At 57.1% G+C, this 16,152-nt stretch carries 15 protein-coding genes; 10 read left to right on the forward strand and 5 right to left on the reverse strand.

Annotated features, from left to right (window positions below; translation table 11 throughout):
- Window positions 1-145: 145 nt before the first annotated feature.
- Window positions 146-883, reverse strand: coding sequence for a septum site-determining protein MinC (minC, locus tag VSQ83_RS07265; RefSeq protein ID WP_326425885.1), 738 nt, complete (start codon window positions 881-883; stop codon window positions 146-148).
- Between the two features lie 119 nt (window positions 884-1,002).
- Between minC and VSQ83_RS07270 the strand changes: the two genes are divergently transcribed.
- Both VSQ83_RS07270 and VSQ83_RS07275 read left to right on the forward strand, forming a co-directional pair.
- A complete protein-coding gene (locus VSQ83_RS07270) occupies window positions 1,003-1,935 on the forward strand; it encodes a lipid A biosynthesis lauroyl acyltransferase (protein ID WP_133078129.1) in 933 nt (310 codons plus the stop codon).
- Between the two features lie 27 nt (window positions 1,936-1,962).
- Window positions 1,963-3,108 (forward strand): patatin-like phospholipase family protein, encoded by a 1,146-nt coding sequence (locus tag VSQ83_RS07275; protein WP_326425887.1) that lies wholly within the window; start codon window positions 1,963-1,965, stop codon window positions 3,106-3,108.
- 134 nt (window positions 3,109-3,242) lie between these two features.
- Here the strand turns inward: VSQ83_RS07275 and VSQ83_RS07280 are convergent, their stop codons facing one another.
- A complete protein-coding gene (locus VSQ83_RS07280; RefSeq protein WP_133078131.1) occupies window positions 3,243-4,031 on the reverse strand; it encodes an MlaA family lipoprotein in 789 nt (262 codons plus the stop codon).
- Complete coding sequence (locus VSQ83_RS07285; RefSeq protein WP_133078132.1) at window positions 4,024-5,322, reverse strand: serine/threonine protein kinase; 1,299 nt, start codon at window positions 5,320-5,322, stop codon at window positions 4,024-4,026. Before VSQ83_RS07285 ends, VSQ83_RS07280 begins: the two co-directional genes overlap by 8 nt.
- Before the next feature lie 227 nt (window positions 5,323-5,549).
- Between VSQ83_RS07285 and VSQ83_RS07290 the strand changes: the two genes are divergently transcribed.
- Window positions 5,550-5,912 (forward strand): hypothetical protein, encoded by a 363-nt coding sequence (locus VSQ83_RS07290; protein ID WP_133078133.1) that lies wholly within the window; start codon window positions 5,550-5,552, stop codon window positions 5,910-5,912.
- Window positions 5,913-6,015: 103 nt separating this feature from the next.
- Here VSQ83_RS07290 and VSQ83_RS07295 read toward each other — a convergent pair whose 3' ends face one another.
- A complete protein-coding gene (locus VSQ83_RS07295) occupies window positions 6,016-7,566 on the reverse strand; it encodes a glycoside hydrolase family 17 protein (RefSeq protein WP_219261569.1) in 1,551 nt (516 codons plus the stop codon).
- A gap of 290 nt (window positions 7,567-7,856) precedes the next feature.
- On the opposite strand from VSQ83_RS07295, the gene VSQ83_RS07300 reads away from it, so the two are divergent.
- The 3 genes from VSQ83_RS07300 (at window position 7,857) to VSQ83_RS07310 (ending at window position 10,904) form a co-directional block, all read left to right on the forward strand.
- Window positions 7,857-8,714, forward strand: a complete 858-nt coding sequence (locus VSQ83_RS07300) for a glycine betaine ABC transporter substrate-binding protein (RefSeq protein ID WP_133078135.1) — start codon at window positions 7,857-7,859, stop codon at window positions 8,712-8,714.
- Window positions 8,715-8,937: 223 nt separating this feature from the next.
- Complete coding sequence (locus tag VSQ83_RS07305; RefSeq protein WP_133078136.1) at window positions 8,938-9,249, forward strand: DUF485 domain-containing protein; 312 nt, start codon at window positions 8,938-8,940, stop codon at window positions 9,247-9,249.
- Window positions 9,246-10,904 carry a cation acetate symporter gene (locus tag VSQ83_RS07310; protein ID WP_133078137.1) on the forward strand — a complete coding sequence of 553 codons (1,659 nt, stop codon included), beginning with the start codon at window positions 9,246-9,248 and terminating at the stop codon, window positions 10,902-10,904. The genes VSQ83_RS07305 and VSQ83_RS07310 overlap by 4 nt, the downstream gene beginning before the upstream one ends.
- 247 nt (window positions 10,905-11,151) lie before the next feature.
- Here VSQ83_RS07310 and gltA read toward each other — a convergent pair whose 3' ends face one another.
- Window positions 11,152-12,441 carry a citrate synthase gene (gene gltA / locus VSQ83_RS07315; protein ID WP_019828565.1) on the reverse strand — a complete coding sequence of 430 codons (1,290 nt, stop codon included), beginning with the start codon at window positions 12,439-12,441 and terminating at the stop codon, window positions 11,152-11,154.
- A gap of 350 nt (window positions 12,442-12,791) precedes the next feature.
- On the opposite strand from gltA, the gene sdhC reads away from it, so the two are divergent.
- From sdhC to VSQ83_RS07335, 4 genes are read left to right on the forward strand one after another with little or no spacing between them, the layout of a single operon-like run.
- Complete coding sequence (gene sdhC, locus VSQ83_RS07320; protein WP_019828563.1) at window positions 12,792-13,178, forward strand: succinate dehydrogenase, cytochrome b556 subunit; 387 nt, start codon at window positions 12,792-12,794, stop codon at window positions 13,176-13,178.
- Window positions 13,172-13,540 (forward strand): succinate dehydrogenase, hydrophobic membrane anchor protein, encoded by a 369-nt coding sequence (sdhD, locus tag VSQ83_RS07325; protein ID WP_003446906.1) that lies wholly within the window; start codon window positions 13,172-13,174, stop codon window positions 13,538-13,540. Before sdhC ends, sdhD begins: the two co-directional genes overlap by 7 nt.
- A 3-nt stretch (window positions 13,541-13,543) precedes the next feature.
- Window positions 13,544-15,319, forward strand: coding sequence for a succinate dehydrogenase flavoprotein subunit (gene sdhA, locus VSQ83_RS07330; protein ID WP_219261568.1), 1,776 nt, complete (start codon window positions 13,544-13,546; stop codon window positions 15,317-15,319).
- Between the two features lie 11 nt (window positions 15,320-15,330).
- Window positions 15,331-16,035, forward strand: a complete 705-nt coding sequence (locus VSQ83_RS07335; RefSeq protein WP_133078138.1) for a succinate dehydrogenase iron-sulfur subunit — start codon at window positions 15,331-15,333, stop codon at window positions 16,033-16,035.
- Window positions 16,036-16,152 lie beyond the last annotated feature (117 nt).

Raw genomic sequence — 16,152 nt, forward strand, 5'->3', positions numbered from 1 at the left:
AACATCTCTATAAACGACTGCAGGCAAACAGCCTTGGCGGGTCATCATCCGAGAGCGTAAACGCTGTTTGGGTGTTGGTTGCCTACAAGGTGAAATCTGTTTTCTCTACGAAATTGAGATGCTTGGAAAATGGCGAGAGTATCCGTTAAAGACGGGTGATGTTCAACATGTCACTTGACAGACTGATCTGAACGCCTGTTCCCCACAGCGGATCTCTTCGCAGGTCTTCAGATACCTTGTACTTGCCTGCAATCGACACCAGTTCGGCGCTCAACTGCTGGCAGAAAATCCGCGCCTTGGTGTTGCCTTTTTGGCCAGCCAGCGCTCGGCCACGCATTGGCCCGTACACATGGATGTTGCCATCGGCCATAAGTTCCGCACCGGGGCTTACCGAGGCGATAACCACCAGGTCACACCCCTCGGCATAAACCGTCTGACCGCCACGTACGGGGCTGGTGATGATTTTGGTCGGCTTGATGGTCGGCTCAGGCGGTTTTTCGGGTTTTTTCGGCGCGACGACTTCGACAGGGTCAATCGGTCGCTCGCGAGCGCCTGAAGGCGGAAGCACCGGCAGATCGATGGCAATGGCCGCTGCGATGTCTTCAATGCGATTGGCGCGAAGGGCCAGGGTGCGCAGACCATGCTGACGACACACGCGCATCAGCCCCGGCAAATCGATAGCCCCTTCGCCGGCAGGCAGTTTGTCCAGCGCCAGGACGAGCGGGGTGTTACTGAAAAAATTAGGCGCCTGGGCCACTTTGGCCGCCAGTTGACGGTCAAGGGCTTCAAGGTCGTAGTGCGCCAGTTCCAGCACCGTAATGGCGAGCATACTGCCCTTTAACTGGAACACAGGGGCTTGGTCTAGCGATTCGGTTTGGCTCATGGTTGCTTAACGCGACTTGTCACTTAAAGTGCTGAGACTTATAACGAGAACGCCCGCAAGCCGCAAGCCGGGTCGAACGTTGTAGAATGCCCGACCCTTGTGTCTGTCCGGAATCATTAATGGATCGCCCGCGTTTTCGTGCTGTTTTTTTTCATCCGCGCTTTTGGCTGCTATGGCTGGGGCTGGGCGTGCTGTGGCTGGTTGTTCAACTGCCTTATAAAGTACAACTGTGTATCGGCCGAGGGCTGGGTGCGTTGATGTACCGGGTGGCCGGTGATCGTCGACGCATTGCGTCGCGTAACCTTGAGCTGTGCTTCCCCGAGAAAACGGCCGCCGAGCGCAAGCAGTTGCTCAAAGACAACTTTGCCTCCACCGGTATCGCGTTTTTCGAGATGGCCATGAGTTGGTGGTGGTCCAAACCACGACTGGCCAAATTGGCCCATGTCGAAGGGCTGGAGCATCTCAAGCAGGCTCAGCTGGAAGGCAGGGGCGTCATCCTGATGGCGTTCCACTTCACCACGCTGGAGATTGGCGCTGCCTTGCTCGGCCAGCAGCACACCATCGACGGCATGTACCGGGAACACAAAAACCCGCTGTTCGACTTTATCCAGCGTCGGGGGCGTGAACGGCATAACGTCGACTCCCTGGCAGTTGAGCGCGATGACGTACGCGGCATGCTCAAGTTGCTGCGCTCCGGCCGGGCGATCTGGTATGCACCCGATCAGGACTACGGCGCCAAGCAAAGTATCTTCGTGCCGTTGTTCGGCATTGAGGCTGCCACGGTTACGGCTACCAGCAAATTTGCCAAACTGGGCAAAGCTCAGGTTGTGCCCTTTACTCAACAACGACTGGCCGACGGCAGTGGTTACAAGTTGGTCATTCATCCTCCCCTGAAGGATTTCCCCGGAGACAGCGATGAGGCCGATTGCCTGCGAATCAATCAATGGGTCGAGCGGGCGGTGCGCGAGTGCCCCGAGCAATACCTGTGGGCCCATCGCCGGTTCAAGACCCGTCCACCGGGCGAGCCCAAGCTCTACGACAAACGCGGCTGAGGAAACTCGGGCCCAGGCCTGCCCGCAGTGACGTCAGTCGCACCGGTCACGGGCCTGATCCTGTCTGGCGGCGGGGCGCGTGCGGCCTATCAGGTTGGCGTGCTGGCGGCGATTGCCGAGCTGCTGCCTGCCGGTGCGCCAAACCCGTTTCCAGTGATCGTCGGCACCTCCGCAGGGGCGATCAACGCAGTTAGTCTGGCCAGCGGGGCGATGGATTTTACCCGTGCGGTCGAGCACCTGACCGCGTTCTGGAAGGGCTTTGAAAGTCGCCGCGTATTGCGCAGCGACTGGCCGGGGGTGCTGCATCAGGCCAGTCGATTCGTGGGGCACAGCCTGCTCGGGCTGGGCTCCCACGTTCCGGTGGCATTGCTTGACAGCTCACCCCTGCGGGATCTGCTGCGGGACAAAATCAACTTTCCCGGCATTGAGCAGGCGATTGCCGGGCAGCACCTGCGCGCCGTGGCTGTCACGGCGTTTGGTTACTCGTCGAGTCAGGCGGTGACCTTTTATCAAGGCAAGGGCACGATCAATGGCTGGTTGCGTCATCGGCGCATCGGCATGCCTACGGCGTTGACGGTAGAGCACTTGCTGGCCAGTTCGGCGATTCCGCTGCTCTTTGCCCCGGTAAAACTGGGCGAAGAATACTTTGGCGACGGTGCCGTGCGCCAATCGGCGCCAATCAGTCCGGCCCTGCATCTGGGGGCCAGCCGGGTGCTGGTGGTGGGGGTGAGCGGCAACCCGCGAGGGCCGGATATACAAGATGGTCAGCCGCGTTTCTACAACGCGCAACAACCCACCCTGGCGCAAATTGGCGGTCACATGCTCAACAGCACGTTTATCGACAGTCTGGAGAGCGATATCGAACTGCTGGAGCGCCTGAACCACTTCAGCCGCTTGCTGCCCAGACAGACCGACAACCTTGGCCTGTCGCCCGTGGAAGTGCTGGTGATCGCGCCGAGTCAGCCCATAGACGAAATCGCCGCCCGCCATCGACATGAATTGCCTGCAGCACTACGCATGTTTCTGCGGGGCCCCGGTGCGACCAAAACCAGTGGCGCAGGGGTGCTGAGTTATTTGCTGTTCGAGTCTGGCTATTGCCGGGAGTTGATCGAGCTTGGGCGTCGGGATGCGATGGCCAAGCGTGATGCGTTGTGCCAGTTTTTGCGGGTTTGAAGGATTAGGTTTTGTAGTCCCTGCCGAAGGCTGCGATAAAGCCCGCAAGGGCCTTTCACGCAACATTCAGGAGAACGGGTTGCTACGCAACCCTTCGCAGCCTGCGGCAGCGACTACGGGGTTTGCATACAACGCTACTCCGCAATCTGCAGTTTGCGGGCTTCGGTATAGATATAGCGCAGCTTGTCGTACTCAAACGGCGAGTCGAACTGGCCATAGCGGAAGCTGGTGTTGTAGCGCTTGTCGACCGCGCCCAGCACCCAGATTTCGGGATGGCGGGTACTTTCGTGAGGCACGTTGAGGAAGTTGATTTCCTGATTGACGCCAAAGTCGACCGCAAGGCCCGTGGTGTCGCGCAGGTTGGATGGGCCCAGGATCGGTAGCATCAGGTAGGCACCACCCGGTACGCCGTAAAAGCCCAGGGTCTGGCCGAAGTCTTCGCTCTGACGGGGCAGGCCCATCGCCGTGGCCGGATCCCACAGCCCGCCGATGCCTATCGTCGTGTTCAGCAACAGTCGCCCCGTAGTTTCCAGCGAGCGATGGCCCTTGAGCTGCAGCAGGCTGTTGAACAGGTTGGGTACATCCCCCAGGTTTTTGAAAAAGTTGCTCACGCCAGTGCGCAGAAAACTTGGCGTGACGTAGCGATAGCCATTGACCACCGGCAGGAAGACCCACTGATCAAAGCGGTAGTTGAAGTGGTAGATCCGGCGGTTGAGCGGTTCCAGCGGGTCATAGATGCTCAGCGCGTTCATGGTGGCGCGTTCAAACTCGCGCTGGTCCAGGCCCGGATTGAACTTCAGCAGTTTCAACGGCTGGGTGAAGCCGTCGACATCGGGTGTGAGCTCCGTGTGAGCCTTGCTGTTATCCGCTTGGGCGAAGCCTGCGCCGAGCAGGGCGGCGAGAAGCAATAATTGTTTAGCCACGGAAGAACTCCAGCATATCGTCAGCGTTGACACGGTAGTTGAGATTGCCGCAGTGGCCACCATACGGGTAAACCGTCAGGCGATTGCCGAAGGTCTTGCGCAGGAATCCCAGATCGCCTGGCCCCAGGATGATGTCGTCGGCGTTATGCATGACGGCAATTTTCGGGCTGTTTTTCAGGTAGTCCTGAAGTGCATACAGACTGACCTGGTCAATCAGTTGCAACAGGCTGCCGCCATCGGTTTTGGCGCGCCACATCGGAATCACCTGTTCAGTCAGGTAGCAGTCGAAATCACACTGCAACGAGCGCTTGAGGAACGGTGTCAGGCTGGTGCCTTCGGTGATCGGGTAATTGGGCGGCGTGATCAGGCCGCGGCGGTTGATCAGGTCCGAGGTGAACACGATATCGGCCGACGAGAAGCGGAAAACGGTGCCGATCAGCATCGCCATCTGTTCGTTGGTCAGACGCTCCTTGGAATTTTGCAGGTCATAGACCAGAGCCGCATTGAGGTCCACATGGCCTTTGTCCTGGAAGTAGCGGGTCAGCTTGCCCAGTACCAGTTCGTAGAATGTCGTGGTGTTGTTGATGCCTTTGACCTCTGTCTGCACCAGCTTGTCGAGGTTGCTGATGGAGGTGAAAAGGTTGACCGGGGGGTTGAGCATCAACACTTTCTTGAAATTGAAACTCTTGCGGGTTTCATCCAGGTGGCTGACGAACGCTGCGTCCAGTGCTCCCAGGCTATAACCGGCCAGGTAGTAGTCGGTCACCGGGACGTGGGCCTGTTGGGCGCGCACGGCTTGCATCACGTGATACAGATCCTCGGCGTCATACTGGCTGATACCGGGGGTGGCCAGGCGCGAGGCCGCACTCATGAAGTCGTAGCTGGTCGGTGATGACAGCTGCACAACGTGGTAACCCTCTTGGTAGAAGAGTTTTTTCAGGTACTCGTTGAGGCTGCTGTCGTAAGCCGCACCGGTACCGGCAATCAAAAACATCAGCGGCGCCGGGTGATCCTGTTTGGCCATGCGGTAAGTCAGCTTTTTCACGGCCCAAAAGTTGGCGGGCAGCGTGAACTCGCGTTCGGGGCGCAGGCTCAGGGTGTAATCCGATTGATTGATGTCGTCTTCGTCAGGCAGCAGCGGGCGCATTTGTGGCGGCGTGGTGGCAATCGTGGCTTCAAACGGATTGGTGATCGGGTAGCCATAAGTTGCGGGATCGACATCGACCGCCTGCGCGGACGCACTCAAGATAAGGCTGCCAAGCAAGGCAACGAGGGGCAGAGAACGTAGCATGAAGACTATCCCTAAGAAGGTGCGCAAAAGATTCGCAGGCTATGACCACAGGGCTAGTGCTGAAGTGCCATATGGCGGCACTAAAAAACCCAAAAGAGTCTCGAAAAGGCAAAAAGCCACTCAAGATACACGCTGAATGACTTTAGTTAACAGATATCTCATTGCAAGGCTTGCATAGGCAAGGATGGGGATTAAGCTGGGCGCCGCTTTTGTCTATCGGAGTTTTTATGCGACCTCGTTTGCCGTTGATCTTGCTGCTTATCGCCCTGCCTGTATGGCTGGCAGCCAGTTATGGGTTGCGTTACGGCTTGATGGAAGACCCGCAGTGGGTTGGGACCTGTGTGGCCGAGGCTGCGCGTTGGGAGTGCCAGCTGCGTTCAAACCTGGGGTTGTTGATTCATTTCAGGGTGCTGGGTTGGGTTGCGTTGGTGCTGTCGATTGTCGCGTTTTTTGTGCGCGGGCACGTCGGCCGTGCGCTGGCGGTACTGGCCTTGTTGTCCGGTTTGCCTGCGCTGGCGCTCTACAACGCCAGCCTGGCAGTGTTTGCCGTTGTGATCGCCGGGTTGCGACTGGTTCGGGCGGCCAGGTAAGGCAATAGGAGCGGGCTTGCTCGTCAAGGCATCAACAGCGCGGTCTGCCTGACAGATCGCGTCGCCTCTATCGCGAGCAAGCCCGCTCCCACAAGGTTGGGCGTTACGCTTTCTGTCGCACGCTACGCCACAATGCCATCACCATCAGAATGCTCACCAATGCCCACATCCAGGCCTGTTCGTTGTTCAGGCCCTCGCGGTACAGCTGCAGCGGTATGCCTGCGCCGATGATCAATGCCAGCAGGCCGAATTCACGGCGTGGTCCGTGTACCGGACGCAGCAGGTAAACCAGTGCAGGCAGTATCAGTGCTGCACTCGGGAAGCTGCGATAGCGCGGTTCAAACACCAGCCCCAGCATCATCACCGCACCGGCAAACCCTGCCGCTGCCAGCCACCAGCCAGCACGGCGCTCCAGCACATTGAACAGGCGCTCGCGCCAACCTTCTTTCTGGCCCAGAGCCAGCGCTGCATGTACCAATACAATCAGGTTCAAGCCGACCAGCAGGCCGGCCCAGGACCACTCTCCGGCATAGCGGCTGGTCACGGAGGCCAGTTCTGCCCAGGCCACGATGCTGCATCCCGCCACAGCGCCCAGTGCTGGCAGCAGCAGGGCTGAACGTGGCGTGCGAACGCGCCCGCCAAGTACCAGAGTGCTCAGAAACACCAGCGCACCCAACCCCAGCCAGGCAGGCCAGTGCGGCAGATTGGAAACTGGACCGGCCAGAATGCCCTTGTCCTGACGGTCCGCATCAAACAAGCCCCAATAGCCGCCAACTGCGCCTTCGCTGCCGCGCTTCCAGGGTTGGTCGAAGGCTTCGATCAGGTTGTACTTCCAGCCGTTTTGCTCGGCCAGGGTGACAAAACCGCGAATGTATTTGGCTTCATTGACCCGGCCGGGTACGGCGGTTTCGCGCTGGCGTCCTTCGCTGGGCCAGCCGGTCTCGCCGATCAGGATGTCCTTGGGTGCAAATTTGTTGCCGAATACCTGGCGGATCTGCGCGACATGGTTCACCGCTTGATCAATGCCTGCAGGGTCATCTTCCCAGTAAGGCAACAGGTGAATGGTCAGGAAGTCCACCGCCGGGGCGATTTCCGGATGCTGCAGCCAGAACTCCCAAACATCTGCATAGGTCACGGGTTGCTTGATCTGGCTTTTCACCTTGTCGATCAGCTTGACCAGTTGTGGCGCGGTGACTTCTTTGCGCAGCAAGGCCTCGTTGCCAACGATGACCGAACTGACGACGTCCGGGTTGGCATTGGCCGAGGCGATCAGGGCGTCGACTTCCTGTGCGGTGGCAACCGGGTCGCTGCTGACCCAGGCCCCGATCATCAGCTTCAGGCCGTGTTTGCGTGCAAGGTCTGGCAGGCCTTCAAGACCTGCCTGCGAATAGGTGCGGATGCACTGAAAGCGCGTGGCCAGCAACGCCAGGTCCGCGTCCATGCGCTCGGCCCGAGGCACGAAAGGCTGGTCGAACGGTGATTGGTCCTTGTCGAACGGCGTATACGACGCACATTGCAGTTTATGGGTCGGTGTTGCGGCATCAGGCAAAATCACCGGTTGGCCAAGGCCGTACCAGAAACCGGCAATGGCAAACATGCCCAGCAAGCAGGCAAGGAGATAAGGCAGCACGGGGAAGCGGGCAGTCGCAGACATGGTCGGGCCGTATGGGAGCAAAGCCGCGCATCTTACCTGCAATTGAGCAGGTGCAGCGCCCGCGTATAATTTTGACATGCAAAGTTCGGGCAGCCATCTGGGCAAAGCACGCAGGTATCAAATGGGTGTAGTGGCAATGTCGTTGCTGGTTGTATGGGGGTCGTCGTCAGAGCAGGACGGCAAGCAGTCGCGGTTGATGATCGGGTGCAAGTGATACGGGGTAGAAAAACCTTGTAGGAAACTTGAAGTGGCCCGGCACTCGTCGGGCCCGGCACTGTGGGGAATCAAAGATGAAGATGCGACGTATTTTGAGCGCGGGAGCAGCCTTGGTGCTGGCGATGAGTGCGGGCCTGGCGAGCGCCCAGAGCAAGCCGACCCTGAATATTGGCTATGTGGATGGTTGGTCGGACAGCGTGGCAACTACCCATGTGGCTGCCGAAGTCATCAAGCAAAAGCTGGGTTATGACGTGAAACTGATGCCCGTTGCGACCGGCATCATGTGGCAGGGCGTGGCCACGGGGAAACTGGACGCCATGCTGTCTGCCTGGTTGCCCGTTACTCATGGCGAGTACTGGGCGAAGAATAAAGACAAGGTGGTCGACTACGGGCCCAACTTCAAAGATGCAAAAATTGGCCTGATCGTTCCTGAGTATGTAAAGGCCCAGTCCATTGCCGATTTGAAGGGCAGCGACGAGTTCAAAAACAAGATCGTCGGTATTGATGCCGGCTCAGGTGTCATGCTCAAGACCGACCAGGCAATCAAGGATTATGACCTCAAGGGCTACAAGCTACAGGCAAGTTCCGGAGCGGCAATGACCTCGGAACTGGGTCGTGCCTATGCCAAAAACGAACCGATTGCCGTGACCGGCTGGGTGCCGCACTGGATGTTTGCCAAGTGGAAACTGCGTTTTCTCGAAGATCCCAAGTCCGTGTATGGCGCTGCAGAAACCGTTAATAGCATTGGCAGCAAAGAACTGGGTAAAAAAGCACCTGAAGTTGCAGAGTTTCTGGAGAAGTTTTCCTGGAACTCAAAAGATGAAATTGGTGAAGTAATGCTGGCTATTCAAGAGGGGGCAAAGCCTGAAGCGGCGGCCAAAGAGTGGGTCGCCAAGCACCCTGAGCGTGTGGCCGAGTGGACAGCTAAATAATCGCGAAGCGTCTAGCTCGCAGTACACAAGACCGCCTGGTGTTTACATCAGGCGGTTTTTGCATTTCTGGAGTTTCATGCTTATGTGCATCGTCCTTGCAGACTAGATAAAACGCGGGCTGCAGCTGATTCAGGGCTCTACTACTAAAGTCGTCTGGAATTGAATGTGCGGCGCCCTAATAGTGAAAACGTTCCATCTCATCTGTGCTGCGAGGACAAAAATAATGAACGACAGCATTTACCTCTCGATTCAAAACAGCCCGCGTTTCAAGGAGCTGGTTAAAAAAAGAGAGCGGTTCGCCTGGATTCTCTCGGCAATCATGCTCGGACTATATGCCGCCTTTATCCTGTTGATTGCTTATGGGTCACACATCATGGGGACCAAGTTGAGTCCCGGTTCGTCTATTACCTGGGGTATTCCGATTGGTGTGGGGTTGATTGTTTCAGCCTTCATTCTTACCGGTATCTATGTGCGCCGGGCCAATGGCGAGTTTGATGAGCTGAACAATGCAATTCTCAAGGAGGCAGGGCAATGATCGGGCGCCTATTGGCAACACTGGGCGTTGCAGCCCTTGCACCTGCGGTCTGGGCGGGAGAGGCCCTGACCGGCGAAGTGCAGAAGCAACCGCTTAATATCGCGGCGATCATCATGTTCGTCGTTTTTGTGGGTGCGACTCTGTGCATTACGTACTGGGCGTCAAAGCGTAACAAGTCTGCTGCCGACTACTATGCTGCGGGCGGCAAAATTACAGGTTTTCAGAACGGCCTGGCGATTGCGGGCGACTATATGTCCGCCGCCTCCTTCCTGGGTATTTCCGCGCTGGTTTACACCTCTGGCTACGATGGTCTGATCTATTCGATCGGCTTTCTGGTGGGTTGGCCCATCATCCTGTTCCTGATCGCAGAGCGTTTGCGTAACCTGGGCAAGTACACCTTTGCTGACGTTGCCTCGTACCGTTTGGGTCAAACCCAGATCCGCTCGCTGTCGGCTTGCGGTTCATTGGTGGTGGTTGCGTTCTACCTCATTGCGCAAATGGTCGGTGCCGGCAAGCTGATTCAGCTGCTGTTCGGCCTGGACTACCACGTTGCGGTGATCCTGGTAGGCATTCTGATGTGCATGTATGTGTTGTTCGGCGGCATGCTGGCCACTACTTGGGTGCAAATCATCAAAGCGGTGATGTTGTTGTCGGGTGCGACGTTCATGGCCGTGATGGTAATGAAACACGTCAACTTTGATTTCAATGCCTTGTTTGCCGAAGCCGTCAAAATTCACCCTAAAGGTGAGGCGATCATGAGCCCGGGCGGCCTGGTTAAAGACCCGATCTCGGCCTTTTCCCTCGGTCTGGCCCTGATGTTCGGTACTGCCGGCCTGCCACATATCCTGATGCGCTTCTTCACCGTTAGCGATGCCAAGGAAGCCCGCAAGAGCGTGTTCTACGCAACTGGCTTTATCGGTTACTTCTACATCCTGACCTTCATCATCGGTTTTGGCGCGATCATCCTGGTCAGCACCAACCCTGCATTCAAAGACGCTGCTGGCGCCTTGCTGGGCGGTAACAACATGGCGGCCGTGCATCTGGCTGATGCGGTGGGCGGCAGTATGTTCCTGGGCTTTATCTCGGCCGTAGCCTTCGCCACTATCCTTGCGGTAGTTGCGGGTCTGACCCTGGCCGGTGCCTCGGCGGTGTCTCACGACCTTTATGCAAGCGTAATCAAGAAGGGCAAGGCCAACGACAAGGATGAGATTCGCGTTTCCAAGATCACTACCATCGCTCTGGCGGTGCTGGCGATTGGCTTGGGCATCCTGTTCGAAAGCCAGAACATCGCATTCATGGTGGGCCTGGCGTTCTCCATTGCTGCGAGCTGCAACTTCCCTGTGCTGCTGCTTTCCATGTACTGGAAAAACCTCACCACTCGCGGCGCCATGATTGGCGGCTGGATGGGGCTGGTCAGTGCGGTTGGCTTGATGATCCTGGGCCCGACCATCTGGGTGCAGATCCTGCATCATGAGAAAGCAATCTTCCCTTACGAGTACCCAGCACTGTTCTCCATGATCATTGCGTTCGCGGGTATCTGGTTCTTCTCTATTACCGACAAATCCAAGGCGGCAGAGAAAGAGCGTGCGTTGTTCTTCCCGCAGTTTGTGCGTTCGCAGACGGGTCTTGGGGCGAGCGGGGCGGTGGATCACTAATCAGCGGCAGGCGTTATGTGTAAAGCAATCCCCCTGTCGTGAGGCAGGGGGATTTTTTTGTGTTGAGGTTTGGTGGGAGGGGGCTTGCTCGCGATGGCAGCACTGCGGCCTGTCAAGCGGGCCACGGCGATACCGTCGCTCCCACAGCAGTCAGTTCTGCACAGGGTTAAAACGGCGCAAAACAAAAACGGCCTCTATATATAGAGGCCGTCTTGTGTGCAGCTAAGACTATATCGTGGGATATGCCTTACTTGCGGTCTTCCAGGTTGGTCAGGTCACGCTGCTCGTAACCGGTGTACAGCTGGCGCGGACGGCCAATCTTGTACGGGCTGGAGAGCATTTCTTTCCAGTGCGAGATCCAGCCGACTGTACGCGACAGGGCGAAGATCACGGTGAACATGCTGGTTGGAATGCCGATCGCCTTGAGGATGATCCCCGAGTAGAAGTCGACGTTCGGGTACAGCGAGCGCTCGATGAAGTACGGGTCGGTCAGAGCGATCTCTTCCAGGCGCATGGCCAGTTCGAGTTGCGGATCGTTCTGGATGCCCAGTTCTTTAAGCACTTCGTCGCAGGTCTTTTTCATCACTGTGGCGCGTGGGTCGCGGTTTTTATAAACCCGGTGACCAAAGCCCATCAGTTTGAACGGATCGTTTTTGTCCTTGGCCTTGGCGATGAACGTGTCGATGTTCGAAACATCGCCAATTTCGTCGAGCATGGTCAACACGGCTTCGTTTGCACCGCCGTGGGCAGGGCCCCACAGTGCGGCGATACCGGCAGCAATACAGGCGAACGGGTTGGCACCCGAAGAGCCCGCCAGACGCACGGTAGAGGTCGAGGCATTCTGTTCGTGGTCAGCGTGCAGGATAAAGATCTTATCCATTGCCTTGGCCAGCACCGGGCTGATCGGTTTGATCTCGCACGGTGTGTTGAACATCATGTGCAGGAAGTTTTCGGCGTAGGTCAGGTCGTTACGCGGGTACATCATGGGTTGACCCATGGAGTACTTGTAAACCATCGCTGCCAGGGTTGGCATCTTGGCAACCAGACGGATCGCGGAAATTTCGCGATGCTGCGGGTTATTGATGTCCAGGGAGTCGTGGTAGAAGGCCGAGAGGGCGCCGACTACACCGCACATGACCGCCATCGGGTGGGCGTCACGACGGAAGCCGTTGAAGAACGTCTTCAACTGCTCGTGAACCATTGTGTGGTTCTTCACGGTGCTGACAAATTGAGCCTTCTGCTCTGCAGTCGGCAGTTCGCCGTTCAGCAGCAGGTAAGCGGTCTCAAGGTAGTCAGAGTGTTCAGCCAGCTGTTCAATCGGGTAGCCGCGGTGCAGCAGGATACCGTTGTCACCATCAATATAGGTGATCTTCGACTCGCAAGATGCGGTCGACATGAAGCCAGGGTCAAATGTGAATCGGCCCGTTGCCGTTAGGCCTCGCACATCGATTACATCGGGACCCACGGTGCCAGTTAAAATGGGCAGCTCGACGGGGGCTGCGCCCTCGATGATCAACTGCGCTTTTTTGTCAGCCATGTGGCCTCCTATTTATGCTTGAAATCATCAGACAGACCCCCCACGCAGGGCCCGCACCACTATAGTGAGATAAATTTGAATGTCAATTTGCCTAAAGTCTTGCTGTACAAGGCTTTGGGGAGTCATTTTTCGCGAATATCCCTGCCGTTTACGCCTTTTATAGCCAGAGCGCAATGCGCTATTAGGGGGAGGTCTTTGCGTTGTCATTAGCGACCTAACTGTCTATACTCGGCAGCCGACCGCCAGGGGCTTTTGGGCCTGTTTAGATGGGGGTCGTCACTCCCGGGTGGTGGGTACCTGACCAGTGCGCATCCCAACAAACTTGCCCTGATTGTTAGGGGCTCTTCAGTGTGAAAAAAGCCGTGAATAGCCAACGACCTGTAAACCTAGACCTAAGGACCATCAAACTCCCCATCACCGGCGTTACGTCATTTCTGCACCGTGTATCGGGCATTATTCTTTTTCTCGGCCTGGGCATCATGCTTTATGCATTGAGCAAATCCCTGGGTTCGGAAGAAGGTTATGCCGAGGTGAAGGCATGCTTGACCAGTCCTCTGGCCAAATTCGTTGCGTGGGGCCTGCTCTCTGCCTTGCTGTATCACCTGGTTGCCGGTGTGCGCCACTTGATCATGGACATGGGCATCGGTGAGACGCTTGAAGGCGGCCGACTGGGCTCGAAAATTGTAATCGTCATTTCCGTGGTGATGATTGTTCTGGCGGGAGTTTGGATATGGTAACCAGCGTTACGAACCTGTCGCGTTCGGGCCTCTATGACTGGATGGCACAGCGTGTGTCTGCGGTTGTTCTAGCGGCTTATTTCATTTTCCTGATCGGATACCTCGTTGCGAACCCTGGCATTGGCTACGCCCAATGGCATGAGCTGTTTGCAAGCAACTGGATGCGTATCTTCAGCCTGCTGGCCCTTGTTGCTCTGGGCGCACACGCCTGGGTAGGCATGTGGACCATCGCGACCGACTACCTGACGCCAATGGCGCTGGGCAAGTCCGCGACAGCAGTACGTTTCCTCTTCCAGGCAGTCTGCGGCGTTGCAATGTTCGCTTACTTCGTCTGGGGTGTGCAGATTCTTTGGGGTATCTGATTCATGGCTAACACAGTTAATACACTTTCGTTCGACGCCATTATTATTGGCGGCGGCGGTGCTGGCATGCGCGCTGCTCTGCAGCTGGCACAAGGTGGTCACAAGACTGCCGTAATCACCAAGGTTTTCCCGACTCGTTCGCACACTGTATCGGCTCAGGGTGGCATCACCTGCGCGATCGCTTCTGCAGATCCGAACGATGACTGGCGCTGGCACATGTACGATACCGTCAAGGGTTCCGACTATATCGGTGACCAGGACGCTATCGAGTACATGTGTTCCGTAGGTCCGGAAGCCGTGTTCGAACTTGAGCACATGGGTCTGCCGTTCTCCCGTACCGAACAGGGTCGTATCTATCAGCGTCCTTTCGGTGGTCAGTCCAAGGACTTCGGTAAAGGCGGCCAGGCTGCCCGTACTTGCGCTGCAGCCGACCGTACCGGTCACGCGCTGTTGCACACCCTGTACCAGGCCAACCTGAAGGCTGGCACTGTATTCCTGAACGAATACTACGGTGTCGATCTGGTTAAGAACGAGGCTGGCGATTTCGTCGGCATGATCGTTATCTGCATCGAAACCGGTGAAACCTCCTACGTTCGCGCTAACGCCACCGTACTGGCGACTGGCGGTGCAGGTCGTATCTACTCTTCGACTACCAACGCCCTGATCAACACCGGTGACGGTATTGGCATGGCGCTGCGTGCTGGCGTGCCGGTACAGGACATCGAGATGTGGCAGTTCCACCCAACCGGTATTGCCGGCGCCGGTGTACTGGTTACTGAAGGTTGCCGCGGTGAAGGTGGATACCTGATCAACAAGCACGGCGAGCGTTTCATGGAGCGTTATGCTCCGAACGCCAAAGACCTTGCCGGTCGTGACGTAGTCGCTCGCTCGATGGTTAAGGAAATCATCGCGGGCAACGGTTGCGGTCCGGATGGCGACCACGTGATGCTGAAACTCGATCACCTGGGTGAAGAAGTTCTGCACAGCCGTCTGCCTGGTATCTGCGAACTGTCGAAAACGTTCGCGCACGTTGACCCGGTTCTGGCTCCAGTTCCAGTGGTTCCTACCTGCCACTATATGATGGGCGGCGTTGCCACCAACATTCATGGCCAGGCAATCACTCAGGACGCTGACGGCGTTGACCAGATCATCCCTGGCCTGTTCGCAGTGGGTGAAGTGGCTTGCGTATCGGTACACGGTGCCAACCGTCTGGGCGGCAACTCGTTGCTCGACCTGGTGGTATTCGGTCGTGCTGCCGGCCTGTTCCTTGAGCAGACCCTGAAAGAAGGCGTTGATTACGCTCGTCCGCGCCAGTCCGACATCGACGCTGCCCTGGCACGTCTGGATGGCCTGAACTCGCGTACCGACGGCGAAGACGTGGCAACCCTGCGTAAAGAGCTGCAGAGCTGCATGCAGAACTACTTCGGTGTATTCCGTACTGGCGAATACATGCAGAAGGGCATTGCCCAGCTGGCAGATCTGCGCAAGCGCATTGCCAACGTGAAAATCAACGATAAGAGCCAGGCGTTCAACACCGCTCGTATCGAAGCCCTTGAGCTGCAAAACCTGCTCGAAGTGGCTGAAGCGACTGCAATCGCTGCTGAAGTTCGTAAAGAATCGCGCGGTGCTCACGCCCGTGAAGACTTCGAAGATCGTGACGACGTTAACTGGCTGTGCCACACCCTGTACTTCCCGGGTGACAAGCGCGTAGCCAAGCGTGCGGTGAACTTCTCGCCGAAAACCGTTCCGACCTTCGAGCCTATGGTTCGGACTTACTAAGGGTGGCCGATATGTTGAAAGTCAGTGTTTATCGTTACAACCCTGATCAGGACGCCGCTCCGTTCATGCAGGAATTCGAGGTCAATACCCACGGTAAAGACCTGATGGTGCTGGACGTACTGGCCCTGATCAAAGAGCAGGACGAGGGTTTCTCTTATCGTCGCTCTTGCCGTGAGGGCGTTTGCGGCTCCGACGGCATGAACATCAACGGCAAAAACGCTTTGGCGTGCGTCACGCCACTGTCTGCTGTCGTTAAAGGCAACAAGCTGATCGTTCGTCCACTACCAGGTTTGCCGGTTATCCGTGACCTGGTCGTCGATATGAGCATCTTCTACAAGCAATACGAAAAAGTTAAGCCGTTCCTGCAGAACGATACTCCGGCTCCGGCCATCGAGCGTCTGCAATCGCCAGAAGAGCGTGAAAAGCTCGACGGTCTGTACGAGTGCATCCTGTGCGCTTGCTGCTCGACCTCGTGCCCGTCCTTCTGGTGGAACCCGGACAAGTTCCTGGGCCCTGCTGCACTGTTGCAAGCCTACCGCTTCCTGGCTGACAGCCGTGACACCAAGACCAGCGAGCGTCTGGCTTCACTGGATGACCCGTTCAGCGTATTCCGCTGCCGCGGGATCATGAACTGCGTAAACGTGTGTCCGAAGGGCTTGAACCCGACTAAGGCCATCGGTCACGTGCGTAGCATGCTGCTGCAAAGCGGCGTGTGATCCAAGGCTGTACCGCAGGACCGCTTTAACCGTAAATGCTGCGGCGCAGGCTTCAACCGGCGCCGTAGTTTTAACCTGAGCAACAGCTCAAAAGCTGCGGCTCTTATTTTGAAGAAA

It is taken from the genome of Pseudomonas sp. DSV-1 (assembly GCF_035830915.1).
GTDB lineage: Bacteria > Pseudomonadota > Gammaproteobacteria > Pseudomonadales > Pseudomonadaceae > Aquipseudomonas.